Here is a 23566-nt window from a genome sequence, read left to right on the forward strand (position 1 = left end):
GCTGGTCTAGCAGAACCAGGCGGGCTTGCCTATTGCCCATCTACTGCGGAGGGGTAGGCCGGTTCTTGGCGTCGATGGCGTCGATGAACAGGCCCATGTACTGCGCGGCGCTCGTGATCGAGAAGACGAGCGATAGATAGATGAGCAGCCGTCCGACGTGCACCACGTCGACCTCTCCGAAGTCGACGCCGAGGTGGATGCGGTACGGGTAGCCGAGGATCAGGCAGACGATCCCGATCATCTGCAGCGCTGTCTTGACCTTCCCGCCGTCGCCCGCCGCGATGACGAGCCCCTCGGTCGAGGCGATGGATCGGAGCGCCGTGATCGTGATCTCGCGCGAGATGAGCAGCACCACCGCCCACGCCGGGATCCGGCCCATCGGCACGAGCCACACGAGCGTGGCGGCGACGATGAGCTTGTCGGCGAGCGGATCGAGGAACTTGCCGAGCACGCTCACGAGGCCCTGCCGCCGCGCCAGGTAGCCGTCGAGCATGTCGGTGATCGCCGCGAGCGAGTAGACGCCCGCGGCCCAGAAGCAGTCCCGCGGCGCGCCCCTCGACAGCAGCAAGAGGACGGCCGGGATCATGAGGATCCGGGCGAACGTGAGCAGGTTCGGGAGGTTCCGCGCGTCCTCCCAGAGCGTGCGCCGCCGCTGCGCCTTGATGCCCCGCAGGGACGTGCCCGCGCTAGCGACCATCGACGAGGACCATCCCCTCTCCGCCGAACGTCACGAAGCCCTGCATGCCTCCAGGCGCCTCGGAGGCGGGCAGCGTGCGCGGCAGGAGCCGGCCCATCCACCCGAGCACCGCGGTCGCGCGCGTCGACGTCGGCCGCGACGGGGTGATCTCCAGCGCGGCGGCGCGCTCGGGCACCGACAGGACCATGTGGCCGCGGCCGCGGAGCTGCACCATCGCGACCGCCTCGCCCTCGCCGGCCGGCAGGCGGCCGTTCTCGTAGCCGATCGGCAGATCGAAGCCGACGAGCACGTCCTCGCGCAGGTAGATGGACTCTTCTCCGAGCGTCACCGGGTGGAGCCGCCGCCCCTCGGGCGCGCCGAGCACGAGCTCGCAGCGCCCGCCGATCTCGATGAAGGGCGTGCTCGGCCCGCCGAGCGGCTCGTCGAAGATGCGCCCGCGCGCCTGCCGCTTCAGCACGTGCGTGGCGGTCCCGGAGTGCACGCTCATGGTGCGCAGCGCGTCGAGCCGGGCGACGAAGCCCTTCGCCGACTGCACGAGAACGACGCCGGTCGGGTGCCGCGTGACAGCGGCCTCGCGCGGGAAGACGAGCAGCCGCTCGCGCGCGAGCGCCGAGAGCGTCTCCAGCGGCGGCGCCGCGGCCGGCGGCGGCGCGGCCGGCGCCGCCGTGGGCGGCGGCAGCGAGGACGACGACGGCCGCCCCGCCGCCTTCTTGCTCGCCGCCGCCGCGTCCGCCGCCGCGGGGACGGCGATCGCGAAGCGGCCCGTCGCGGAGGGCTCCTCGGGCGCCACCGTGCTGCGGCGCACGGTCGGGGCCACGCTCCCTCCCGGCGGCGCCTGCACCGCCGGCATCGACGGGACCGTCGGCGCCGCGCCGACCCTCGGGCCGGGAGCCTTGCCCGCGCCGGGCGGGTTCGACGCGCCTCCCGCGCGGCCGTCCGCCCCGAGGCTCTTGAACGACGGCGGCGCCGGGATGGTCGGCATCATCTCGCGGCCAGGCTCGATGGCCGACCATGTCCCTGACGGGATGCGCGGCAGATCCGAGTCGTGCCGGAAGCCCGCGCCGGCGCGATCGAGCACCTGCACCGCCTCGCCCGCGGCGCGCTGCACCTCGGCCTTGGCCTCGATCGGCGGCTGATCCTCGGTGTCGGGCGGCTCCATCGAGTAGCGACCCGTGGCGGCGCCCGTCATGTCGAGCAGGCGGCGCGCCATCGCGTCGTGGCCGCCCGCCGCGAACGCGTGGCTCGCGCGCTCGTAGTCGCCCATGCGCTGGAACGCGAGCCCCAGGTAGCCCCACGCGCGCTGGTGCTTCGGGTTCTGCTCGAGCGCCTTCTCGAGCTCGGACCGCGCCTGCGCCGGCTGCCCGGTCTTGAGGTACGAGAGCGCGAGGTTGATGCGCGGCTCGACCGCCTCCGGGTGGGCCTGGATCAGCCGCTCATAGATCGCGATCGCCCGCGGGTAGAGCCCCAGCCGGAAGTAGACGATCCCGAGCAGGTCTTGCCCCTTGGGATCGCTCGGCTGGAGCGACAGCGCGCGCTCGAGCTCCGCCTTCGCGGCGTGGACCCGGTTGTCCTGCAGGAGCTCGCTGCCCCGGTGCAGGTGGAACAGGAACTCCTCCGCCGCGACTTCGCGTGTGGAGGGCCGTGGGTCGTCGCGCTCGTGCATTGTCGGGGGGATCGTACACGAAAACGCGCACACGCCGTCAGGCGCTCGCCGCCTCGATCGCCTCGGCGAGCGTGAAGGCCCCCTCGTAGAGCGCGCGGCCCACGATGACGCCGCTGACGCCGGGGATCTGCGCGAGCGCGCGCAGGTGAGCGAGCGATCCGACTCCGCCGGAGGCCAGGACGGGGAAGCCACACGAGGCGGCGAGCTCGCGGGTGGCTTCCAGGTTGGGGCCGACCTGCGTGCCGTCGCGGGAGACGTCGGTGTAGAGGAGCGCCGCGACGGGGGCGCCGGCGAGCGCGCGGGCGACGTCGAGGGCCGTGACGGAGGAGACCTGCTCCCAGCCCTGCACGGCCACGCGCCCGTCCTTGGCGTCCACGGCGACCACGACGCGCCCCGGGAAGCGGCCGGCGAGGTCGCGTACGAGCGCGGGATCGTTCACCGCGGCGGTCCCGAGCACGATGCGATCGGCGCCCAGCGCGAGGTAGCTCTCGGCCGCGGCGGCGGAGCGGATGCCGCCGCCCACCTGCACGCTGCCGCCCTCCGCGCCGAAGGCCGCGATGACGGCGCGGACGGCGTCGGCCTGGACGGGCAGGCCGGCGCGGGCCCCCTCCAGGTCGACCACGTGCAGCCGAGCGCAGGCGCGGCGGAGGCGAGCGGCGAGCGCCGCCGGGTCCTGGTCGTAGACGGTGACCTGATCGTAGCGCCCTTGGTGGAGGCGCACGGCCTGGCCTCCGAGGAGATCGATGGCGGGGATGAGCTGCACGCGGCGGGTCTAGCGCGCCTCCGCGCCGGCGGGTAGAGGCGGCGAAGGTCGCGAAGGTGAACGGCCTCGCCGCGTCACCACGACCCGCTCGCCCCGAGCACGACCCCCTCCGGGCCTGCCGCGAGCACCCCTGCGCGGATCCGCCTTGACGGCGCGCCGGCGGTCATGTCGCTCTGCTGCGGCTCGGTCAGGTAGAGGACCGCCGCCGCCCCGAGCCCGGCCAGCCCCACGCCGAAGCCGATCGTGCTCACGAGCCCGGTGGTGCTCGCGCTCTCCGCCGCGTCCAGGCCCGTCGGGTCGCAGGCCGTCGGGTCGCTCAGGCCGATCCCGCTGCCGCAGTGGTCGCGGACGACGCTCTTCTTGCCGAGCGTGAGCGCGCCCGTCACCCCGCCGAGCACGAGCCCCGCGACGCCGACGCCGCCGGCCGCGTACACGGCCGCCCGCCGGCCTGAAAGGCGCTCGGCGGACGGCGCCGGGGCGCCGCTCACCTGCAGCTCGACGCGCTTCTTCTCGCCGTGCGCGAGGTGGATCCGCGTCTCCTGGACAGGCCCTCCCGGCGCCTGCGTCGACACGACGTGCTCGCCCGGATCCACCGGCACGCTCGCGCCCAGCGCGGCGCTGTCCACCGCGCGGCCGTCGCGCTTCACCACCGTCCCCGCGGGGGCCCCGGGCGGGAGGGAGAGCGCGAGCTCCGGCACGAGCGGGGCGAGCTTCTCGCGCTCCTCCCGGGCGACCCTGGGCCGCTCTCCTTGCCGGCGCTTCTGCTCCGGCGTCAGCTGCTCGTGGAGCGCAAGGTACTCCCCGAAGTGCGCGAACGCGCTCGCGACGCGGCCCCACCTCGACTCGCAGATGGCCAGCGTGAAGAGCGCCCCCGGCTTGGGCTCGATCCGATGGCTCTCGGCGATCGCGCCGCAGCCCGTCTCGTACCGGCCCGCCTCCATCTCGGCGAGGCCCCGGTCGAAGAGGGCTTCCGCGGCCGCGCTGTCCTGCGCCGCGGCGGGCGTCGCGGCGGCGAGCGGCCAGAGGACGAGAGCGAGAGGAGCCATCCGGCGCAGGCGACGTGTCATGTTCTGGGGCATCCACGGGCGAAGGTGTCAACCGGTGTCGGCGAGGGTCGGACCGTCAGCGCGGCGGACATCGGTCTCAATCTCGTCCGAGCAAAGGCACTTGGGGGCGAGCGGCGGCGCCTGTTCGCCCGGTCGAAGCGGGCTTCGGCGCCGCCTTCGGGGGAGCGCCCGCCGCCCCGCGCGCGGCCGGCCTCGCGCTGGCGCTCGCGCTCGTCGCGGGCTGGGTGGGCTCCGCGGCGAGCGCCGTCGCGGAGGCGCTGGGCGCCGGCGCCGGCGGCGCTGCCGGCGGCGTCGCGCTCGGCGCAGCGGCGACGGCGGCGCTCGCCGAGCCGGCGTCCGGCGCCGTGGCCGAAGGCGGCGCGGCCACCGCCGGATCGGCCTCGGCCCCGGCGCGGATCAGGAGCCAGGTCCCTGCGCCGAGCACCCCGAGCCCGAGGACGACCGCGGCGGCGACGAGCGGGGCTCGGTTCGGCGCGATCGGCGTGATGTTCCCCGAAGGGACGGACGTCACCGACGTCTCCATGGTCGCCGCGAGGGGCGCGACCGGGGAGCGAGACGGGTGCTCCGGCCCCATCGGGCCGACGCTCGTCGCCACCGGCGGCATCATCGAGGGCGCCGTGAGCGCGGTGATCGCGGGCGCTGGCGTGGCGAGCGCGTGCGCCGAGGGGCTCGCCAGGGCCCAGGGCGGCGTGGTCGGGCGGGGCGAACGCCCGCTGCTGGCCGGGGCGAGGCCGAGCAGCTCGGAGAGCGCCTGCGCCGCCTCGCTCGCGAGGCGGAACCGCGCCGCTGGATCGACGGCCGTGGCCCGGGCGAACCAGCCATCGAAGCCCTGCGGCAGCACCACCCGCTGCGACATCGCCCGGTGGACCGGCGGCTCCTGCGGCCCGTGGACGGCCACGAGCGCGAACGCGATCACGTCGTTCGCGCTGAGCGCCTCCGGGCTCCAGTACGGCGTCCCCACGAGCAGCGTGTACGCGATCATCCCGAGCGCGTAGATGTCCACGGCGCTGGTGAGCTTCGTGTCGGTGCGGAACTGCTCGGGCGCCATGTAGATGGGCGTCCCGAGGCTCCGCGTGATGCCGGCCGCCGTCCCGCCCTCGGCGAGCAGCTTCGCCACGCCGAAGTCGAGGATCTTCATGCGGGGCGTCCCGTCGTCCCGCTGGGTGACGAACAGGTTCTCGGGCTTGAGATCCCGGTGGATGATGGACGCCGCGTGGGTCCGGTCGAGGGCCGACGCGGTCTGCTGGAGGTACGTCGCGACCTCGCCGGGAGGCAGCCTGCCGAGGCGCTTGAGGCGCTGGCCGAGCTCCTCGCCGCGGAGCATCTCCATCACGAGGAACGGCATGCCCGTCGCCTCGTCGATGCCCGCGTCGAAGACGTCGACGATGTACTCGCTCTCGATGTCCGCCGTGATCTGCGCTTCGCGCTTGAAGCGGCTGCGCATCTCCTCGCTCTGGAAGAGGTACGCGTGCATCACCTTCAGCGCCCGGCGGCGGTTCGTCTCGATGTGCACCACCTCGTAGACGGACCCCATCGCGCCCACGGCGAGGAGGCGCGCCACGCGATAGCGGTGCGCGAAGACCGTTCCGTCCGCGAGCGTGCCCGACACGGCGGGAGGGTCGCGCGCGGCGGCTGTCGCGTCAAGGTTCCAGGGACCCCCGAAGGGCGGCGCGCGCCCTGCGGAGCGGCGGCAGCGACGCCGAGACGCCGCGATGCCCAGCTGCGCGCATCACCGCGCCCGCGCGCACCGCAGCCCCGCGCCGGCGAAGTGGCCCTTCGGCGGGCGCTCCTGGAAGGCGGAGGTGAGCAGTGTCTCCTTCCCGCTGCGCCAGCCCCCGCCCCAGATCATGTGGTTCGTGTCGGGGGTGAGGACGGCGCAGTCATCGCACGCGATCGGGTCGTCCGCCGCGAACGAATCCAGCACCCACTCCCACACGTTTCCCCCCAGATCCGCGTGTCCCCACCGCCCGTCTCCCCGCGGCGACCTCGACCCGCCCGGCTGGAGGTCCGCGATCTCGCACGACCCGTCGAGGCCGCAACCGTACACAGCGTAGCTCTCGTCGGGCTCCGGGGCGCTCTCCGGGCTCGACCATGGATACACGCGCTGCTCGTCCCCGCCGGCGGCCGCGTAGCGCCGCTCTGCTGACGTGGGCAGCCGACCGCCGTCCCACGCGCAGAACGCGAACGCCACGTACCAGCTCACGCAGGCCGCGGGCAGGAGCTCGCGCTCGCCCGCCTCGTCGGTCCATGAAAAATAGGGATCCTCGCAGTGCAGCGACGCCGACAGCGCCGCCCGGTCCACGGGCAAGTTGGCGTCCCACGCGGCGCGCCACCCGCTGTCCGGGATCTTCGGGTGCGCTCCTGCCCCCACCGCTGGCCAGCTCGCCGGGTACTCCGACAGGAACGCCCGGAACCGCCCCACCGTCACCTCGAATCGATCCAGCCGGAAGTCGCTCACCGTCACCAGGCGCGGCTCGGCGCTGCCCCGATCGAACGTGCCTCCGGGCACCACCAGGCTCTCGCAGCAGCGCTCGTCGCCGCGCGGCCCGCAGATCGCGTCCATCTTGGCGCAGCTCCGGGGGACGGTGCAGCGCCCGTCGTCACACAGGGGCGCCTCCGCCGGGCACTCGGGTTCGTCCTGCCACGCTCCGCCTTCGTCGCACGTCTGCGGCCTGTTCTGCGCGCACCGCACCTCCTCTGGCGTGCACGTCTCGGCTCCACCTCCGCTCCCGCCGCCCGCGCCGTCCGCCAGGTGGTACGGCTTGTCCACGCCCACGATCGCCGTGCAGCCCCCGAACACGAGGCATGCCCCCGCCCACATCGCCACGGCAGACGCTGCGATCTGCATCAGCGCCGCGCTCCGAGGCGCTCGACCAGCGCGGACCGGACCGCGCGCAGCGGACGCCGAGCCGCCATCCCAAGGATCTCCATGCGCGGGATACTACTGACATTTCGGCTCGCGAGAGGGCGCGCTCGACGCCGCTCTGCCGCCGTGGAGAGCGAGGTGCGACCGGCGCCCTCCTCCGCGGCGCCGGGCTCTGCCGCGTGTGTCCTGATGCGTCGCGGCTTCTGTCCTCGCGCGCCGGCCGACATCCGCGCCGACATCCGCTCGGGGCGAGGCGCTCCGGCCCGGCGGGCGCTGGTTGCGCGAGGTCGTCGGGCAGATACCATCGCTCGCTGAAGATGGCTGTACTCACGCTCGAGCAAGCGGCGATCCCGCTCCGGCAGGCGTACCGGGAAGGTCGCCTCATTCCCTTTCTGGGCGCGGGCTTCTCTGCCCCGCTCCGGCTGCCGATGTGGAAGGAGCTGATGGGGTGGATGGGCGTCGCGCTCGGCTTCGAGCCGGCGCTCTTCGAGCTGCACGGCCTGCCCCCGCAGCTCGCGGGCTTCTTCGCCCGCGAGTGCGCGGGCGGCCTCGACAGCTTCATCGCCGAGATGCGCGCGCGCTTCCATGCGCGCGAGGTCGACGAGCGGCGCAGGAGCTCGTGCCAGCACAAGGCCCTGGCGCGCCGCGACTTCTCGACCATCTACACGACCAACTTCGAGCACCACATCGAGGAGGCGCTGCGGGACGCGGGAAAAGAGGCCGTGGCGCTCGCCAGGTTCGACGACTTCGCGCGGTGCCCGGCGCAGGGGGCGTGCCACGTCATCAAGTTTCATGGAGATCTCGACTGGCCCGAGACGGTGGTGCTCACCGAGTCGCAGTACTTCGGCCGCCTCCGGCTCGAGGCGGCGCCCGATCAGCGCCTGCGGGCCGATCTGCTCAGCAACAGCTTCCTCTTCCTCGGCTACAGCTTCGGCGACGTCGACATCCGGTACATCTGGTACCGCATGGAGCAGATGCGCATCGAGGGCAGCCCGCAGCTCGCGAGGCGCGCGTCGAACCGCCGCGGCTACTGGGCGACCTTCGGCGCCGGGCTCGTCCAGCCGGCGCTGCTCGAGGACTGGCACATCGACGTGATCGAGCTCGACCCGAACGACAAGACGAAGAGCGTCGTGGACCTGCTCGACGCGCTGGACGCGTGAGGGGACGGGTGAGGGCGATGGTCATGGTCTATTTCGTCTCCTCGAACCACCGCAAGCTCGCGGACATGACGTATGTATGGAAGGACGCCCCGACGCCGCTCCGCGTGCTCCGGCTCGACGTGCCCCAGATCCTCTCCTCGGATCTCGACACCGTCGTACGCGAGGAGGCCCTCGCCGCTTACCGGCTCTCCCTCGTGCCGCTCTTCGTCGAGCACGGCGGCCTCTTCATCGAGCACCTGAACGGCTTCCCGGGCCCACTCGTGATGCCGTTCTGGGAGCGGCTGCAGGACCGGATTTGCTCCCTCATCCCTCCGGGGCAGTCGCGCGCGGCGCACGTGGTCCAGAAGGTGTGTTATTGCGACGGCCGGACGCTGCGTGTCTACACGGGCAGCGTCACCGGCGAGATCGCCGTCGAGCAGCGGGGAGACGAGGGCATCCACTGGGAGCCGATGTTCATCCCGGCCGGACACACGCGCACGCTCGGGCAGATGCCGCGTGACGAGCGCCTCCGGTGCTCCGCGAGCGCGGAGGCGCTGCGGGCGTTCCGGTTCGATCTCGGGCTGTGATCGCGGAGCGCGGCGCTCGCGCTCGTCGACGCGACGCGCGGCCGCGACGCCCCGCCGGCAGCGCCGGCTCGTCCTCGCGTCGCCGGGATCTCGCGCCAGACGGGCCGTGCCGGCGGGCCGCCGCGACGCTCCCTTCTGCTCGGCGCGCTGGCCACGGTGGCGCTTGACTTCCGGAACGCTTTGGAGTTCCTAACCGTCCACGACCGCGGCAAGGGGGCGAGAGCCTGGTGTCCGGCGCTCCTGCCCCTGCGCTCAGAGGTTGTCCCCATTTGGCGCGGAGGCGATTCATGGAGTTCAGACAGCTCGGCGGGTCAGGCTTCAAGGTACCGGTGCTGAGCCTCGGAACGGGGACGTTCGGCGGCTCCAACGAGTTCTTCCGGGGGTGGGGCGCGAGCGACGTGGCCGAGGCGACTCGGCTGGTCGACGTCTCGCTCGAGGCCGGGATGAACATGTTCGATTCGGCCGACATCTACTCCGACGGGCTCGCCGAGGAGATCCTCGGCCACGCGATCAAGGGCAGGCGCGACAAGGTCATCCTCTCCACCAAGGCGACGTTCCGGAGCGGCAAGGGCCCCAACGACGTCGGCTCGTCGCGGTACCACCTGATCCGGTCGATCGAGGGGAGCCTGCGCCGGCTGCAGACGGATTATATCGATCTCTTTCAGCTGCACGGCTTCGACGCGGTCACGCCGCTCGAGGAGACGCTCGGCACGCTGGACGATCTCGTGCGAGCGGGGAAGATCCGCTACCTCGGATGTTCGAATTTCTCCGGCTGGCACCTGATGAAGTCGCTCGCCGTGTCGGAGAAGTATGGTCTCTCTCGGTACGTGGCGCACCAGGCGTATTACTCGCTGGTGGCGCGCGACTACGAGTGGGAGCTGATGCCGCTGGCGCTCGATCAGAAGGTCGGCGCGGTGGTCTGGAGCCCGCTGGGCTGGGGGCGGCTCACGGGGAAGATCCGGCGCGGGCAGCCGTTGCCGGAGGTCAGCCGGCTCCGGAACAAGCTGTCTGTCGAGGGGGGGCCTCAGATCGACGACGAGTACCTCTATGGTGTGGTCGACGCGCTCGACGCGGTGGCGAAGGAGACGGGCAAGACCGTCCCGCAGATCGCGCTCAACTGGCTGCTGCAGCGGCCGAGCGTCGCGAACGTGATCATCGGCGCTCGCAACGAGGAGCAGCTTCGACAGAACCTCGGCGCCGTCGGCTGGAACCTCGCGCCAGAGCACATCGCGAAGCTGGACGCCGCGAGCAAGGCGAAGCTGCCCTATCCCTACTTTCACCAGACCGGGTTCAGCGAGCGCAATCCGTTCCCTGTCGCGCTCTGACGGTCGCGGCCTGGTCGCGACCGGCGGTTGATCCTGCGCGGAGGCCCGGCTCCGGGCGCGCACCGCGCCCTCGCCGTGGAAGGCGATCCCGTGGCGAGGGCCGGCCCGCGTGGCACGGCGGTGGCGTCCGGCGTGGCGGCGTGCAAATCAGCGGTCGTGCTCATTCTTTGCGACTTCGACGGGACCATCACCTGCGACGATCTGACGAACCGGATCTGGGACGCCCATCTTCGCTATGACTGGCGGCAGGTGCTGCTCGCGCCGGCCGCCTCCGGCGAGCTCACGCCGTTCGAGCTCCTCCGCCGCGGCTACGCCGACGTGGATCGCCCGGCCGCCGAGCTCCTGGCCGAGCTGCGCCCGCACGCCGAGCTGCGGTCGGGCTTCGAGGATCTCCTGGCCCTGTGCGCCCGCCGGTCGTGGGTGTTCCACGTGATCAGCCACGGCCTGCCGTTCTATATCCGCGAGTTCCTGCCGCCGGGCACCGCGTTCTCTTGCTTCGATGCCGTCTTCGATGGGCGCTGGCGCGTGACCGTGCCGGAGACGGTGCCGCTCGGCCCCGGCGAGGACTTCAAGATCCGCGTGCTCGACCAGCTGAAGGCGGCCACCGGCGAGACCTCCACGGTCTACATCGGCGACGGCCGGCTGGACTACCCCGCGGCGCGGCGCTGCGATCGCGTGTTCGCTGTGCGGGACAGCGCCCTCGACGTGCTCTGCTCCCGCGACGGGGTACCGTGCACACCCTTCGACGGCTTTGCCGAGATCTGCGCGGCGCTCGAGGGCAGCGGCGCCCCTGACGGGGAGCGCGCGCGGCGCGCGGCCGACGCCACGCCGACACCAGGCTGATCCATCCGAGCTTCACCCGGCCCGAGGACCGTCTCGCTTCGGGGTACGCCTGCTCGATCGCCGCCGCGGGCGCGGCTCAGATGTGCTTCGGCGGGTTCAGCTTGTCCTCCGCCGACCTCCGCTGGACGAGCGCCTTGGCCTTCTCGTAGAGGACCCGCAGCCGCCCGCCCTCGGGCTCCCAGTACTCGGCGCGCTCGACATAGAGCTTCAGGAGGGCGGCGTGAGGGTGGGTGGGGCCGGCCGGCAGCCACGCCTTCCACGAGGGCTTCCAGAGGCTCCGGATCTTCTCCTCGTTCCTCTCGATCGTCGCGCGCGCCGAGATCGAGATGTACGCCCGATCCCGCGGCCTGTAGCAGCAGACCGCCACCTGGTGCTCGCGGGCGATCTCGCCTGTCTTCGCCGCCTCGTCCTCCGTCACGAACCAGAGATCGCAGTCCATCAGCTCGGCCGGCTCCTGGATCTCCATCGGCCGCCCCCGCATCAGCCCCTCGGGGGTCATCGTGACGAGCATCGCGGTGTCGAACTCCCTGAGGAGCGCGTGCAGCTCGCTCATGGATCCGCGGACCTGAGCCCTGGCCCCCGGCTCTATACTCCGGTGTTGCTCTTCACTCTGGTGTTGCATGCGGACAAAGCTGCTCCGCGGACCCCGGCCCGCAAGCAGGGGCGCGCCCTGACCCGTGTACCGCCGGAGCCTGGCGGCGCTCCGGCGTGACCCGAGGCGCCGCGCGCGGCAGTGCCGTCCAGGCGGCTCGGCGCACATCGCTGGTTTTTTGCGCAGTGGACGGCGCGATGCGACGCCTTGACGCGCGTCCGCTCGGCAGATGGGGCGCTCTCCTGCCGCCAGAAGTGCCAATCTGCGGGCCCTCCCGGGCGGCACACTCTATGCGTTCGCGGGCGCGGGGGCACACCACAACTCCGCCCAGCAGGCTCTGCCATGACCGCGTTTTTGGACGACGTCGACCCTCGTATCCCCGCTGTCCCGATCCGGGATGACACCGCCCGGATCCGGGAAGATTTCCTCGTGCTCGCCGCGCACGAGATCAGGACGCCCGTGACATCGCTCCTCCTGCAGCTCCAGCTGACGAAGCGAATGAGCCAGCAGGAGCCGGAGAAGACCCCGGCGTGGGCGGCGGCGATGCTGATCGTCTTCGACCGTCAGCTCGGCCGCCTCGCCCGGCTCTGCGACGACATGTTCCAGGCGAGGCACGGCGGCCTGGCCCACGGCGCCCCGACCCGTGAGCCGGTCGATCTCGTCGGGCTCATCCGCGAGGTGGTCGCGACGGCGGTCGCGCACCGGCCGGCCGCGTGCGGCGCCATCTCGGTCGCGGCCGAGGGCCCGGTGATCGGCTGGTGGGACCGGTCTCACCTCGAGCGCATGGCGTTCCACCTGATCAAGAACGCGCTCACCTTCGGCGAGGGCAAGCCGATCTCGATCGAGGTGCGCGCGTCGCGCGCGCGGGCGCGGCTCATCGTGCGCGACCACGGCATGGGGATCGCGCGGGAGGACCAGGAGCGGATCTTCGCGCGCTTCGAGCGGGCCGTCCCGGTGGAGCGCTTCGGCGGCCTGGGGCTCGGCCTGTACATCGCGCACGTCGCGGCGCGCGCGCACGGCGGCGCGATCCGCGTCGAGAGCGAGCTCGGCTGCGGCGCGGCGTTCATCGTCGATCTCCCGCTCGCCCCGCGGCGGCCGCAGCGGGTGAGGGCGGCGCGGCGCTCCTCGTCGATCTCCTCCTCCTCGCCGATTCCCCGCTCGCGCCCGGCGCGGGCGCGGGCGCGGCGCGGGCGCGGCGCGGGCGGGGCGCGCCCGCCCGAGCTGCCCCTGGGCGCGCACCTCAAGCTCGCGCAGGTCAAGCAGGTGCACCAGCGCCTGCTGCGCGCGCACTGACGCGACGCGCGCGGGCGGGTCAGCCGTTCAGGAAGCGGGCGAGCAGGCGCAGGCCGGCGGCCTGGCTCTTCTCGGGGTGGAACTGCGTCGCGGTGACGTTGTCCCGCTCGATCGCGGCGGTGACGCGGTGCGGGCCGTGCTCCGTCGTCGCCGCGACCAGCGCGGGGTCGAGCGGGACGGCGTGGTAGCTGTGGACGAAGTAGACGAAGGGGCGCTCGCCGGCGAACACCGCGAGCGGGCCCTCTACCTCGCGCGCGAACGCGATGCGGTTCCAGCCCATGTGGGGGATCTTGATCCCGACCCAGGGCTCGCCGGGAGCCGCGTCCGCCTCGGCCGCGCTCGGCTGAGGGGTGAGGCGCTTGACGGTGCCGGGGAACACGCCGAGCCCGCGCGCGCCCTCCGCCTCCTCGCTCCCGTCGAAGAGCGCCTGCATGCCGAGGCAGATGCCGAGGTAGGGCGTCCCCTTCCGGATCTGCGCGCGCAGCGCCTCGCCGATGCCGCTCTGCAGCGCCGCGGCGCAGTCGCGGAAGGCGCCCTGGCCCGGCACCACCACCTTGTCGGCCCGGCCGATGATCTCCGGGTCGCCCGTGCGCGTCACCGCGCACGGCGCGCCGGCGTCCTCGGCGGCCTTCTGGAGCGCCCGCTCCACGGAGCGCAGGTTGCCCATCCCGAAATCGACGAGCGCGATGGCTTGCATGGCTCAGAGGCTCCCCTTGGTGGACGGGATGCCGGCGACGCGCGGCTCGATCCGGGTCGCCTTCATCAGCGCCTTGGCGAACGACTTGAAGCAGATCTCGACGATGTGGTGCAGGTTGTCCCCCTCGATGAGGCGGACGTGGAGGTTCGCGCCGACGCCGCGCGCGAAGCCCTCGAAGAACACCGGGGCGAGCTCGACGTCCCAGGTGCCGAGCTTCGCCTTGGGCAGCGGCACGCGCCAGACGAAGTACGGCCTGCCGGAGAGGTCGAGCGCGCACTGCGCGAGCGCCTCATCCATGGGGAGCGTCGCCTCGCCGTAGCGGGCGATGCCCGCCTTGTCGCCGAGCGCCTTCTGCACGGCCGTGCCCAGGGTGATGCCGCAGTCCTCGGTCGTGTGGTGGCCGTCGATCTCGACGTCGCCCTCGGCGTGGATGGTGAGATCGAACAGGCCGTGGCGGGCGATCTGATCGAGCATGTGCGTGAGGAAGGGGAGCGGCGTCTTGATCTCCGAGCGGCCCTGGCCGTCGAGATCGATCTCGATGCGGATGTCGGTCTCGCGCGTCTTGCGCTCGACGTTGGCGATGCGGGGCATGGCGCGTAGGGTAGTCGCCCTTCGCGGCAAGGGAAGCGGCGTGATCCCGATGACGTGGCAGGCAACGCGGCAATGGCCTTGGATGCGAGCGCCGGATCGCATAAGGTGGCCCCCTGGATAACGTGGCGGTGGTGGCGCCCTGGAGGCAGCCCCAGCGCGGGAGCGTCCGTGAGCTCACCGGTCACCGAAGGTCAAATTCTATCGGGGAAATACCGGGTCGAGCGCATCCTCGGGCAAGGCGGCATGGGCGTCGTCGTCGCCGCGTTGCACGAGCAGCTCCACCAGCGGGTCGCCATCAAGCTGCTCCACCCCGGCGCCAACGACGAGATGGTGGAGCGCTTCGTGCGCGAGGCGCGCGCGGCGGTGCGCCTGAAGAGCGAGCACGTCGCGCGCGTGCTCGACGTCGGGACGCTCGAGACGGGCGCGCCGTTCATGGTGATGGAGTACCTGGAGGGCAGCGACCTCCAGGAGACGCTGCGGCGGCGCGGCCCGCTCGAGCTGGAGGAGGCCGTGGGCTACGTGCTCGAGGCCTGCGAGGCCATCGCCGAGGCGCACGCGGCCGGCATCATCCACCGCGATCTCAAGCCGGCGAACCTCTTCCTCACGCGCGCGGCGGACGGCAGCGGCATGGTGAAGGTGCTCGACTTCGGCATCTCGAAGGCGCTCGCGGACCCGTCGACGGCCGGGGCCGAGCCGGAGCTCGGGCTGACGAAGACGGCGATGGTGCTCGGCTCGCCGCTCTACATGGCGCCCGAGCAGATGCGCTCGGCGCGCTCGGTCGACGCGCGCGCGGACATCTGGTCGCTCGGCGCCATCCTCTACCAGCTGCTCACCGCGCGTGTCCCCTTCGACGCGAGCTCGCTGTCCGAGCTCATCCTGATGATCAACACCGAGCCGCCGCCGCCCCCGACCACGTTCCGGCGCGACCTGCCGCCGGGCCTCGAGGCGGCGATCCTGCGCTGCCTCGAGAGGGACGTCGCGAAGCGCTTCAAGTCGGTCGCCGAGCTCGCGGGCGCCATCGTCGATTTCGGGCCTCCGCTCGCGCTGGCCTCGCTGGAGCGGATCGAGCGGACGCTGGGGCTCGTCCCCGCGGTCTCCTTCCGGGAGCGGGCGAGCTCCGTGCGCGAGCGCATGAGCACGCCGCCCCCCTGGCAGACGTCGCAGGAGCGCGCGAGCGGCGTCCCCGCGGCGACCGCGCGGCACAGCGCGGCGCCGCCTGCCGGCGCGACGGCGGGCGGCGCGGCCGGCCACACCGCCGGCCCGGCGGGCACCGCGCCCGGCTGGACGGCCGGCGGCGCCGCGCCCGGGACGCGCTCGCGGAGCGGCGTCGTGCTCGCGCTGGCCGTGGTGGGCGCCGCCGTGGTGATCGGCGGGATCCTGCGCTTCGTCACGTTCCATGGCGGCGCGGACGCTCCTCCCGCCGACCCGTCCGCCGTGTCGGCGACCGCCTCCGCCGAGCCCTCGGCGCCCGCGACGCCGGCCCCGCCCCCGCCGGTCGCGCCTCCGGAGGTGACCGCGGAGCCGCAGCCGCCGGCGACCGCGGCGCCGTCAGCGACCGTGTCCCCGGTGGCGACCGCCGCGCCGGTGGCCACCGCGGCGCCGCTGTCGACCGCCGGGCCGAAGGCGCCGGCGAGCGCGACGCCGTTCGCCACGGGGCCTCGGCCGAAGCCCACCGCCGCGCCCTCGGCCCCACCGGCCGCGACCGCCGCGCCGACCGCGACCGCGACCGCGACCGCCGCGCAGCCGGGGAGCATCTTCGATGTGCTGAACGACAAAGGTAAGCCCAGATGAGTTGGCCAGGAAGCGAACGGCTCCCGCCGTGGAGCAGCAGGAGCCTGCGCGCCGGCGCCGCGGTCGCGCTCGGCGGCGCCGTGCTGGCGGCCCTCGCGCCCGCGGCAGCGCAGCCGGCGCCTGCGGGAGCGCAACCGGCGCCCGCGGCAGCGCAGCCGGCGCCCGCGGCAGCGCAGCCGGCGCCCGCCGCGGGCGCGCCTGCCGTCCAGGGGCCGCTGTCCGCGACGCTCACCGGCGAGGCCAAGGCCGAGTACGAGGCCGCGCGGATCCTCTTCAACGACGGCGACTACCGCAACGCCATCATCAAGTTCGAGCGTTCCTTCGAGCTCTCCGGCGACCCGCGGCTGCTCTGGAACATCGCCCTCTGCCAGAAGAACCTGAAGCGCTACGCGCGCCTGCTCGGGACGGTCGAGAGGCTCCTCAGGGACGCCGGCCCCCAGCTCGGGGAGCAGGATCGCAAGGACGCCGCGGCGCTCATCGAGGCGACGAAGGCCTACGTGAGCCGGCTCGATCTGAAGGCCAGCGAGGCGGGGGCCACGGTCTTCGTCGACGGCGAGGAGGTCGGCCGGACGCCGCTGAGCGAGCCCGTGCTGCTCGACGTCGGCACCCGGAAGATCCGGGTGACCAAGAAGGGCTTCAAGGACGTCGAGGTCTCCCAGCAGGTGACGGGCGGCGGCGAGGTCACGGTGACGGCCACGCTGGAGAAAGAGGTCCATCAAGGGCGGCTCATCGTCACGGCGGCGCCGGACGCCGTCATCTCCATCGACGGTCGCGTGGTCGGCCGCGGCGGCTACGACGGCCCTGTGCCGAGCGGCGGTCACGCGCTCCGCGTCACGGCGTCCGGCATGGTGACGCACCAGTCCGAGGTGATGATCCAGGATAACCAGACGCGCCGCGTGCAGGTCACGCTGGTCCCGCAGCCCAAGCAAGGGAACGTCGAGACCTGGCTCTGGATCGGCGGCGGCGTGCTGGTGGCCGCGGGCGCGGTCCTGGTCGCCACGGGGGTCTTCGGCCCGGAGCCGCCGGTCGACGGCCGCACGTCGCCCGGCTCGGTCTCCCTGGCCCGGAAGGGCGGCGCCACGTTCACGATCCCCTTCGGGGGTGGCCGATGAGCGCCGCCGCCCGGGCGGCGCTCGCCGCGCTCGTCGCCGTCGCTGTGGGAGGGTGCTCTCCGCCGGACGAGATCATGCTCGCCGTCTCGACGGATCTCGCCATGCCCGACGACTTCAGCGCCCTCCAGGTGCAGGTGTTCGAGGGCGGAACCCCCAAGTTCTCGGCGTCCTACGAGCGGCTCGGCAAGCCCGACGCCGCCGCGCGCATGCCGGCGACGATCGGCTTCTACTCCTCGAACGGCGGCGGCGACGCGATCCGGATCAAGGTGAGCGCCCTCATCGGAGACGAGCTCGGCGCGCCGCGCATCCTGCGCGAGGCGGTCACGAGGATCCCGAAGGACCGCGTCGCGCTGCTGACGCTGCCGCTCAACTTCCTCTGCGACGACTCGGGCGAGAGCGACGAGAGCGGGGGCGTTGTGAACAAGCACTGCTCGGAGGGGCAGACCTGCGTCGCGGGGGCGTGTGTGTCGAGCGAGGTCGACGCGGGCGCGCTCCCCGACTACGCGCCCGGGGACGTCTATGGCGGCGGCGACGGCGACGGCGACGGCGATTGCTTCGACGTGACGGCCTGCTTCCAGGGCACGACGCCTGCGGAGGTCGACGCGGCGTGCTCGATCGCGGGCGAGGCCGGGGTCCCGCTGAACGTGGCGCTGGAGACCGCCGCGGGCGACGGGATCTGCGATGACGACGACCGTTGCCTGGTGGCGCTCGACGCGGGCAGCGCCGATGGCTTCCGGGTGGCGGAGGACGGGCGGATCCAGCTGCCGACCGCCGTCTGTGATCAGGTGGCCGCCGGCAAGATCGCGGCCGTGGTGACGTCGCCGGTGACGGCCGCGTGCGTCCAGAAGACCATGGGCCTGCCGACGTGCGGGCCGTGGTCGGCGTCGGGCTCCGCGAAGCCGTGATGATGGAACCGCCAAGTCGCCAGAAGACGCCAAGAACAACAAAAACATCTTGGCGTCTTCTGGCGACTTGGCGGTTCAAAACACCCTGTCTTCGGCCGAAGTACCCCCTCCACCCAGCCGAGCGCTCGCCGTCCGGCGTTCCGGCAGGTCGCGATCTGGGCGAGCGCTCGATATCGATGTGCCGGCGAGAGCGTGACCTGACTTGACGCTCGTCGTCCGGCGTTCCGGCAGGTCGCGACCTGGGAGATCGGTCGATGGCGACCCGCCGTCAAGGACGTGACCTGCGCTGACGCTCGTCGTCCGGTGCTCCGGCAGGTCGCGATCCGGGAGGACGCTCGAAATCGGGTGTCCCGTCGAGAACGTGACCTGAGCTGACGCTCGTCGCCAGGCGCTCGCCCAGGTCGCGATCTGCCCGAGCGCCGGATTTCGACGTGCCGCCAAGATCGCGATCTTCCCAGGACCTTGCCGACATCGCGGAGCCCAGGTCCACACCTGGGCTTCCCTTCAAAATTACGCTGCGCGCCAGATCGGGGCCGCCTTCCGGCTCCTGTGAGCCTCGGCCCATGACGGGCGCCGGTGAGGGCCGTCACGTCGCGTCGGTCACCCCGAGGCGCGCCTTGGGGCCGCGCTGCGCGCTCCGCGGTTGCTCCTGTAATCGGGTGTCATCGACAGGACACGAGACCGGCGCTTCCCTGGCACGACACGCTGTCCCCCACGTGGAGGTCTGTCCCATGTTGAAACACCTGATGATTGAAGAGATGGTCGCCCTCGTCGCTCCGTGGATCGAGGATGCCCAGCGGAAGCGGCTGTTCCTGTCGATCCCGGAGATCGCCGGGCTGCACGACAAGGTGGCCGAGGTCCACGGCGCCGTGCTGGCGGTTCGCCCGAGCAGGACGGGCGTGTCCGCCGCGATGACGGCCTTGAACGACGAGCTCTCGAAGGTCGACGAGCGCCACGATCACCTGGCCAAGGCGGTCTCGTACGGCATCGACGCGCACCGCGAGCACTGCCTGGCGGAGGAGCCGCCGGACGTCGGGGGGGCGGAGGCGTGTGATCAGGCCCAGGCCAGACTGTTCCCGACCGGGCTCGCCATCATCAAGGCGTCGCCCACCGCGGAGTCGGGCAACACGGCGCGGATCGGCCGGCTCCTCGACGAGGAGCCCTCGACCGCCGCGTTCCTCAAGGCGATCCCGGCGCCGGGCAAGACGACGCTGCTCCACACCGTGCAGCGGTGGATCGCGTCGGGCAAGGAGCTCTCGACGATCGAGCACCGGCGGGACGCGCTCGCCGCCAAGGAGAAGACCGCGCCGGTCGTGAACGCGACGATCCTGGCCGCGCGCAATCAATGGCTCCGCGTCGTCGCCGCGGTGCTCTCCAACCTGGAGATCTCCAGCGCTCCGGCGGAAGCCATCGAGACGATCCGCGGCCCCGTCCTGAAGGCGTCCGAGCGAGCCGGCAGGCGCTACGCCAGCGGCAAGGCCGGGAGCGCCGGCGCCGAGGGGCCTCGCCAGCCGGCGGCAGCGGGGGAGGGGGGCGCCGCCGCCGGAGGCGCGCCCGGGGTCAGCCCGCCTGTGGAGTGACGCGGCCGGCGGCGCGCGTCACCCGCGCCGCCGCCGCCACCGCGCGACGAGCGCCGCGGCGGCGAGGCATGCCGCTGCCGAGCCCGCCGCCCCGTCGACACCCGCCGCGAGCCCGCAGCCGTTGCCGTGCGCCCGGGGGTCGCCGCGCAGCGGCCTGGGGGCGGCGCCCTCGCCGCCAGAGCCGCCTTCGCCGCCGTGGCCTCCGCCGCCGCCCGGGCCCGCGTCGCCGCCGCCCGGGCCCGCGTCGCCGCCGCCTGCCCCCGCGTCACCGCCGCCCGCCCCGTCTTCGCCGCCCGCGCCGCCGCCTCCGCTGCCGGCGTCATCGGGCACGCAGCCGCCGGCCACGCAGGTGCCGCCGGGGCAGCGGGCGCCCTCGTTGGGGAAGAGCGCGCACTCGCCGTGCCTCGGGTGGCATCGCGCGGAGGTGCAGACGTCCCCGGAGGGCGCGCACACGACCGGATCGGCGCCCTTGCAGACGCCGCCGTCGCAGGCGTCGGTCCGGGTGCAGGGGTCGCCGTCGTCGCAGGGCGTGCCGTCGGGCTTCGCCGGCGCGCTGCAGTCGCACGCGTCGCCCACGTCGTCGCCGTTTGCGTCCTCCTGCCCTTCGTTCGAGAGGAACGGGCAGTTGTCGTCGGCGTCGGGTACGCCGTCGCCGTCGTCGTCGTCGTCGCACCGGTCGCCGTAGCCGTCGGCGTCGACGTCGCTCTGGCTCGGGTTCGCCGCGAGCGGGCAGTTGTCGCCGTCGTCGGGCGCGCCGTCGCCGTCGTCGTCGCCGTCGCACGCGTCGCCCTCGCCGTCGCGGTCGAGATCGGACTGGTCGGGGTTCGGGACGGAGACGCAGTTGTCCACGCCGTCCTCCACGCCGTCGTCGTCCCTGTCCAGCGCGTTCAGGTCGCACGCGTCGCCCCGGCCGTCCGTGTCGGCGTCGGCCTGATCGGGGTTGGGGACGAGCGGGCAGTTGTCGGCCTCGTCGCCCAGGCCGTCGTTGTCGTCGTCGTCGTCGCACGCGTCGCCGCGCTCGTCCGGCGGCGACTCGTCCTTGTTGTTCTCCTGCCCCGCGTTGGGCGCCGACGGGCAGTTGTCGACGTCGTCGGGCACCCCGTCGCCGTCGTCGTCGGGATCACAGGCGTCGCCCGCGCCGTCCCCCTCGAGGTCGGACTGATCGGCGTTCGGCGTGAGCGGGCAGTTGTCGTCGCCGTCGAGGACGCCGTCGCCGTCGTCGTCGGGATCGCAGGCGTCGCCCGCGCCATCGCTGTCGGCGTCGGCCTGAGCCGGGTTCGGCGCGGACGGGCAGTTGTCGTCGAGGTCCTTCACGCCGTCGTCGTCGCCGTCGCCGTCCACGTCCCAGTTGACGACGAAGGCCCGCTCGGCCGCCGACATCCCGGCGAGCGCCGGCGCCGGGAGCGCGTCGAGGTGGGCCGCACCCGCGTGGGAATCGGCCCGGCTCGCGCGCTGGCCGCCGAAGTGCATGACGACCCGCGTCGCTCCGGGCGGCAGCAGCAGGGTGAACTCGACGACGGGCCCCTGCGTCTCCGCGCAGTCGAAGGTGGCCATCCCGACGCTCCCCGGGGCGATCGCCGCGGAAGGCCCGTGGAAATTGAAAAAGAGGCTCGGATCCCCCGCCATGTCGGCGGCGTCGTCGGTGGCGAGCCATCGATCCTCCGGCGTGAAGTCCAGATCGCCGGTGTGCGACTGCGTGATGGTGGTGCCGCGGTCGGCTCCGACGTTCGTCTCGATCCGCACGACCGTTGCCCGCTCTCGGCTGGTGGGGTTGTGGAGGATCTCCAGGAAGCGCGCCCAGCCCTCGTCGGTCGGCACGTACACCTTCCGGGTGACCTCGAGATCGCCGAGGAGCGCCGGCCCGTGGACGAGCTGCCGCCCGTCCATCTCCTCCGCCCGGGGCGAGGCAGGAAAGGCGACCCCGTCCACCCGAAGCAGCATGCCGCTGTCGAAGGCGTCATTGGTCCCGTCGCTGATCACCCCCTCCGTCCCGACGTCCCACCGGAAGTTGAGACCATCGACGAGCTCCTGAACGGGCCCTGTGACAGTGCACTGCGCCGCCGCGCTCCGCGGCGCCGCGGCGAGGGCCAGCGCGGCGCCGACTGCTGTGGCCATGACGGTTCGCTTCATCATCCCTCTCTCGCTCCCCGGGCCGCGCCGGACGGCCTGACGCGCTCGTCAGCGCTCCGGCGCCGCCCGCCGGCTACTTCTTCTCCAGGACGAGGAGCTGCACGCGCCGGTTCTTCTCCCGCCCGGCCGCGCTCCTGTCGTCCGAGATCGGCTGGCTCGCCCCGTACCCCTTCGCGACCAGCCGCTCGGCCGCGATGCCCTTCCCGACGAGCCACCGGCGCACGGCCTCCGCGCGAGCGGTCGTGAGCGTCTCGTTGAACCTGGCGTTGCCGGCGCCGTCCGTGTGCGCGGAGACCTCGATCTTCACCCACTCCGGGTGCTGCCCGATGACGTCGCGCACCTCGGCGAGCACCGCCTCGCTCTTCGGATCGATCGGCGCCGGGTCGTTCTTCAGCACGCGGAACACGACGGGCTCGAGCAGCACGATCTGCTCGCCCTGCACCCGCACCCGCGTCGGGCAGCCGCTCGCGCGCGCGTCGCCGCTCGCCGGGCCCTTCTCGCGCGGGCACGCGTCGGCGTCGTCGGGCAGGCCGTCGCCGTCCTGGTCCGTGGGCTGGCGAGGAGCAGGGGGGCAGCCAGGGCGCGTCGCGCCGCCCGCTGCGTCGCCCTTCTCCGCGGGGCACGCGTCGAGCGCGTCGGGCAATCCGTCGCCGTCCTGGTCGGCGGGGCAGCCGCGCCGCGACGGATCGCCGCCCCCGGGGCCCGCGGCCGTACGGGGGCAGAGGTCGTCCTGATCGGCGACGCCGTCCTCGTCCTCGTCCTCGACGGGGCAGCCGTTCCTCTTCGCGTCGGCGCTCGCCGGGCCGTGCGCGTACGGGCACGCGTCCCGCGCGCCGGGGATGCCGTCCATGTCCGGATCCGCGTTCGCGCCGGCGTCCGCCGCGCCGGCGGGCGGCGGCTCCGGAGGAGCCCACGCCACCGTCCCCATCGCGCGGAACGACGGCGTGCCGATCGCGTCGCCGATGCCCGGACCGGCGGCCGCCCCGACGACGAGGCCAGCGAGGGGGCGGAACGGGCGGAACGGGCGGAACCGGGCGCCGAGCAGGAGCTCGGCGCTCGTCGTCCTCTCCACCTCGACCCGCTCGCGCGCGGTGAGCGACAGGGAGCCGCCCTGGAGCATCGTCTCGGCGTACACCTCCGGGCCGAGCTGCAGCCGCTCGTCCCAGAGGAGCACGCCCGCGCCGCCGCCATAAGCGAGCGTCGAGGGGCTCTCGGAGCTCCGCATCACCGCGCCGGCCGCGACGCTCCACACGACGCGCGCGATGCGCCCGCCGAGCAGGAGCTGCGGCGTGACGCGGACCGCGCCCTCGCCGACGTACGCGTCCGAGCTGCCCGTGGGCAGGTGCAGGGACGCGCTCGTGCCGATCTGGAAGGGGTCGCCGTCGTCGCCGAGCAGCCGGACCCGCACGCCGAGGCGCAGATCGCCGAGCTCCGGGGAAGAGGGCGCCTCGGGCGCGCCCGCGCCGGCCGCCGCCGCCGCGCCGTCGCCGCTCTGGGCGAGCGCGAGCGGCAGCGACGCCGAGACGAGCAGCCGATCCCACAGCGAGAGGGAGCCGCCGACGTGGAGGAGCGACTGGCTGCCGACGATCGCCCGCTCCGGCGAGCCGCCGCCTCCGAGCGTGAGCGGATCCTCCGCGTGGTCGAACAGGGCGAGCCCGCGCGGGACCAGGTGCCCTCCGATGAACGGCGACGGCACACCGAAGAGCGGATCACCCGCGGGTGTCGGCTCGAACCGGCTGAGCGCGACGGCGCCAGGCCCCTCCGCGCGCGCGGAGGACGGGCCGAGGGCGATGCCGATCAGCGCGCCCGCGAGCGCCGCGCCCACCGTGATGAAGCCTCTCATGGGCGCCGGATGGTATCCCCGCCACCGCGAGCGGAGCAAAGGCGATTTGTCCGAGACGTTTCCAACAGTTGCTCGTGCGGCG

At 73.3% G+C, this 23566-nt stretch carries 20 protein-coding genes; 9 read left to right on the top strand and 11 right to left on the bottom strand.

Going from position 1 to position 23566, the window contains the following annotated elements; translation table 11 throughout:
- Window positions 1-40 precede the first annotated feature (40 nt).
- The 6 genes from pgsA to WMF34_RS14715 form a co-directional block, all read right to left on the bottom strand.
- Complete coding sequence (pgsA, locus tag WMF34_RS14690) at window positions 41-697, bottom strand: CDP-diacylglycerol--glycerol-3-phosphate 3-phosphatidyltransferase (RefSeq protein ID WP_012235443.1); 657 nt, start codon at window positions 695-697, stop codon at window positions 41-43.
- Window positions 687-2360, bottom strand: a complete 1674-nt coding sequence (locus WMF34_RS14695) for a tetratricopeptide repeat protein (protein WP_012235444.1) — start codon at window positions 2358-2360, stop codon at window positions 687-689. The genes pgsA and WMF34_RS14695 overlap by 11 nt, the downstream gene beginning before the upstream one ends.
- 37 nt (window positions 2361-2397) lie before the next feature.
- Complete coding sequence (gene hisA, locus WMF34_RS14700; RefSeq protein ID WP_012235445.1) at window positions 2398-3123, bottom strand: 1-(5-phosphoribosyl)-5-[(5-phosphoribosylamino)methylideneamino]imidazole-4-carboxamide isomerase; 726 nt, start codon at window positions 3121-3123, stop codon at window positions 2398-2400.
- Window positions 3124-3197: 74 nt separating this feature from the next.
- The gene (locus WMF34_RS14705; protein WP_437993673.1) at window positions 3198-4169 is read right to left on the bottom strand and encodes a hypothetical protein; all 972 of its coding nucleotides are present in this window, start codon (window positions 4167-4169) and stop codon (window positions 3198-3200) included.
- A 97-nt stretch (window positions 4170-4266) separates the two neighbouring features.
- Complete coding sequence (locus tag WMF34_RS14710; RefSeq protein ID WP_437993674.1) at window positions 4267-5799, bottom strand: protein kinase domain-containing protein; 1533 nt, start codon at window positions 5797-5799, stop codon at window positions 4267-4269.
- Window positions 5800-5919: 120 nt separating this feature from the next.
- Window positions 5920-7038, bottom strand: a complete 1119-nt coding sequence (locus WMF34_RS14715) for a formylglycine-generating enzyme family protein (RefSeq protein ID WP_437993675.1) — start codon at window positions 7036-7038, stop codon at window positions 5920-5922.
- Window positions 7039-7373: 335 nt separating this feature from the next.
- Here WMF34_RS14715 and WMF34_RS14720 point away from each other — a divergent pair, with 335 nt between their 5' ends.
- From WMF34_RS14720 to WMF34_RS14735, 4 genes are all read left to right on the top strand, one after another.
- Window positions 7374-8216: an SIR2 family NAD-dependent protein deacylase gene (locus WMF34_RS14720; RefSeq protein WP_437993676.1), complete on the top strand. Its 843-nt coding sequence runs from the start codon at window positions 7374-7376 to the stop codon at window positions 8214-8216.
- Entirely contained in the window at window positions 8213-8782 is a 570-nt protein-coding gene (locus tag WMF34_RS14725; RefSeq protein ID WP_437993677.1) for a non-canonical purine NTP pyrophosphatase, read from the top strand. Before WMF34_RS14720 ends, WMF34_RS14725 begins: the two co-directional genes overlap by 4 nt.
- A 287-nt stretch (window positions 8783-9069) precedes the next feature.
- Window positions 9070-10107, top strand: a complete 1038-nt coding sequence (locus WMF34_RS14730) for an aldo/keto reductase (protein ID WP_044964900.1) — start codon at window positions 9070-9072, stop codon at window positions 10105-10107.
- 156 nt (window positions 10108-10263) lie between these two features.
- Entirely contained in the window at window positions 10264-10950 is a 687-nt protein-coding gene (locus tag WMF34_RS14735) for an HAD-IB family phosphatase (RefSeq protein ID WP_157907617.1), read from the top strand.
- A 76-nt stretch (window positions 10951-11026) separates the two neighbouring features.
- Here the strand turns inward: WMF34_RS14735 and WMF34_RS14740 are convergent, their stop codons facing one another.
- Window positions 11027-11503 carry a pyridoxamine 5'-phosphate oxidase family protein gene (locus WMF34_RS14740; protein ID WP_012235453.1) on the bottom strand — a complete coding sequence of 159 codons (477 nt, stop codon included), beginning with the start codon at window positions 11501-11503 and terminating at the stop codon, window positions 11027-11029.
- A gap of 381 nt (window positions 11504-11884) precedes the next feature.
- Between WMF34_RS14740 and WMF34_RS14745 the strand changes: the two genes are divergently transcribed.
- Complete coding sequence (locus tag WMF34_RS14745; protein ID WP_437993678.1) at window positions 11885-12835, top strand: sensor histidine kinase; 951 nt, start codon at window positions 11885-11887, stop codon at window positions 12833-12835.
- A 19-nt stretch (window positions 12836-12854) separates the two neighbouring features.
- Here WMF34_RS14745 and hisH read toward each other — a convergent pair whose 3' ends face one another.
- Together hisH and hisB are read right to left on the bottom strand one after the other, a co-directional pair.
- Window positions 12855-13532, bottom strand: a complete 678-nt coding sequence (gene hisH / locus WMF34_RS14750; RefSeq protein WP_012235455.1) for an imidazole glycerol phosphate synthase subunit HisH — start codon at window positions 13530-13532, stop codon at window positions 12855-12857.
- 3 nt (window positions 13533-13535) lie between these two features.
- Complete coding sequence (hisB, locus tag WMF34_RS14755) at window positions 13536-14123, bottom strand: imidazoleglycerol-phosphate dehydratase HisB (protein ID WP_044964903.1); 588 nt, start codon at window positions 14121-14123, stop codon at window positions 13536-13538.
- Window positions 14124-14291: 168 nt separating this feature from the next.
- Between hisB and WMF34_RS14760 the strand changes: the two genes are divergently transcribed.
- The 4 genes from WMF34_RS14760 (at window position 14292) to WMF34_RS14775 (ending at window position 19511) form a co-directional block, all read left to right on the top strand.
- A complete protein-coding gene (locus tag WMF34_RS14760; protein WP_437993679.1) occupies window positions 14292-15914 on the top strand; it encodes a serine/threonine-protein kinase in 1623 nt (540 codons plus the stop codon).
- Window positions 15911-17026, top strand: a complete 1116-nt coding sequence (locus WMF34_RS14765; protein WP_437993680.1) for a PEGA domain-containing protein — start codon at window positions 15911-15913, stop codon at window positions 17024-17026. Before WMF34_RS14760 ends, WMF34_RS14765 begins: the two co-directional genes overlap by 4 nt.
- Window positions 17023-17931, top strand: coding sequence for a hypothetical protein (locus WMF34_RS14770; RefSeq protein WP_437993681.1), 909 nt, complete (start codon window positions 17023-17025; stop codon window positions 17929-17931). Before WMF34_RS14765 ends, WMF34_RS14770 begins: the two co-directional genes overlap by 4 nt.
- A gap of 731 nt (window positions 17932-18662) precedes the next feature.
- Entirely contained in the window at window positions 18663-19511 is an 849-nt protein-coding gene (locus tag WMF34_RS14775) for a hypothetical protein (protein ID WP_012235464.1), read from the top strand.
- An 18-nt stretch (window positions 19512-19529) separates the two neighbouring features.
- Here WMF34_RS14775 and WMF34_RS14780 read toward each other — a convergent pair whose 3' ends face one another.
- Window positions 19530-21626: a thrombospondin type 3 repeat-containing protein gene (locus WMF34_RS14780; protein WP_437993682.1), complete on the bottom strand. Its 2097-nt coding sequence runs from the start codon at window positions 21624-21626 to the stop codon at window positions 19530-19532.
- An 88-nt stretch (window positions 21627-21714) separates the two neighbouring features.
- The gene (locus WMF34_RS14785; protein ID WP_437993683.1) at window positions 21715-23484 is read right to left on the bottom strand and encodes an OmpA family protein; all 1770 of its coding nucleotides are present in this window, start codon (window positions 23482-23484) and stop codon (window positions 21715-21717) included.
- Between the last annotated feature and the right edge of the window lie 82 nt (window positions 23485-23566).

This window comes from Sorangium sp. So ce145, from assembly GCF_051525985.1.
GTDB lineage: Bacteria > Myxococcota_A > Polyangia > Polyangiales > Polyangiaceae > Sorangium > Sorangium cellulosum_B.

Coding starts and splice junctions, on each gene's coding strand:
- pgsA (WP_012235443.1), bottom strand. CDS start 697: ATGGTCGCTAGCGCGGGCACGTCCCTGCGGGGCATCAAGGCGCAGCGG.
- WMF34_RS14695 (WP_012235444.1), bottom strand. CDS start 2,360: ATGCACGAGCGCGACGACCCACGGCCCTCCACACGCGAAGTCGCGGCG.
- WMF34_RS14705 (WP_437993673.1), bottom strand. CDS start 4,169: ATGGCTCCTCTCGCTCTCGTCCTCTGGCCGCTCGCCGCCGCGACGCCC.
- WMF34_RS14715 (WP_437993675.1), bottom strand. CDS start 7,038: ATGCAGATCGCAGCGTCTGCCGTGGCGATGTGGGCGGGGGCATGCCTC.
- WMF34_RS14720 (WP_437993676.1), top strand. CDS start 7,374: ATGGCTGTACTCACGCTCGAGCAAGCGGCGATCCCGCTCCGGCAGGCG.
- WMF34_RS14730 (WP_044964900.1), top strand. CDS start 9,070: ATGGAGTTCAGACAGCTCGGCGGGTCAGGCTTCAAGGTACCGGTGCTG.
- WMF34_RS14740 (WP_012235453.1), bottom strand. CDS start 11,503: ATGAGCGAGCTGCACGCGCTCCTCAGGGAGTTCGACACCGCGATGCTC.
- WMF34_RS14745 (WP_437993678.1), top strand. CDS start 11,885: ATGACCGCGTTTTTGGACGACGTCGACCCTCGTATCCCCGCTGTCCCG.
- hisH (WP_012235455.1), bottom strand. CDS start 13,532: ATGCAAGCCATCGCGCTCGTCGATTTCGGGATGGGCAACCTGCGCTCC.
- hisB (WP_044964903.1), bottom strand. CDS start 14,123: ATGCCCCGCATCGCCAACGTCGAGCGCAAGACGCGCGAGACCGACATC.
- WMF34_RS14765 (WP_437993680.1), top strand. CDS start 15,911: ATGAGTTGGCCAGGAAGCGAACGGCTCCCGCCGTGGAGCAGCAGGAGC.
- WMF34_RS14770 (WP_437993681.1), top strand. CDS start 17,023: ATGAGCGCCGCCGCCCGGGCGGCGCTCGCCGCGCTCGTCGCCGTCGCT.
- WMF34_RS14775 (WP_012235464.1), top strand. CDS start 18,663: ATGTTGAAACACCTGATGATTGAAGAGATGGTCGCCCTCGTCGCTCCG.
- WMF34_RS14780 (WP_437993682.1), bottom strand. CDS start 21,626: ATGGCCACAGCAGTCGGCGCCGCGCTGGCCCTCGCCGCGGCGCCGCGG.
- WMF34_RS14785 (WP_437993683.1), bottom strand. CDS start 23,484: ATGAGAGGCTTCATCACGGTGGGCGCGGCGCTCGCGGGCGCGCTGATC.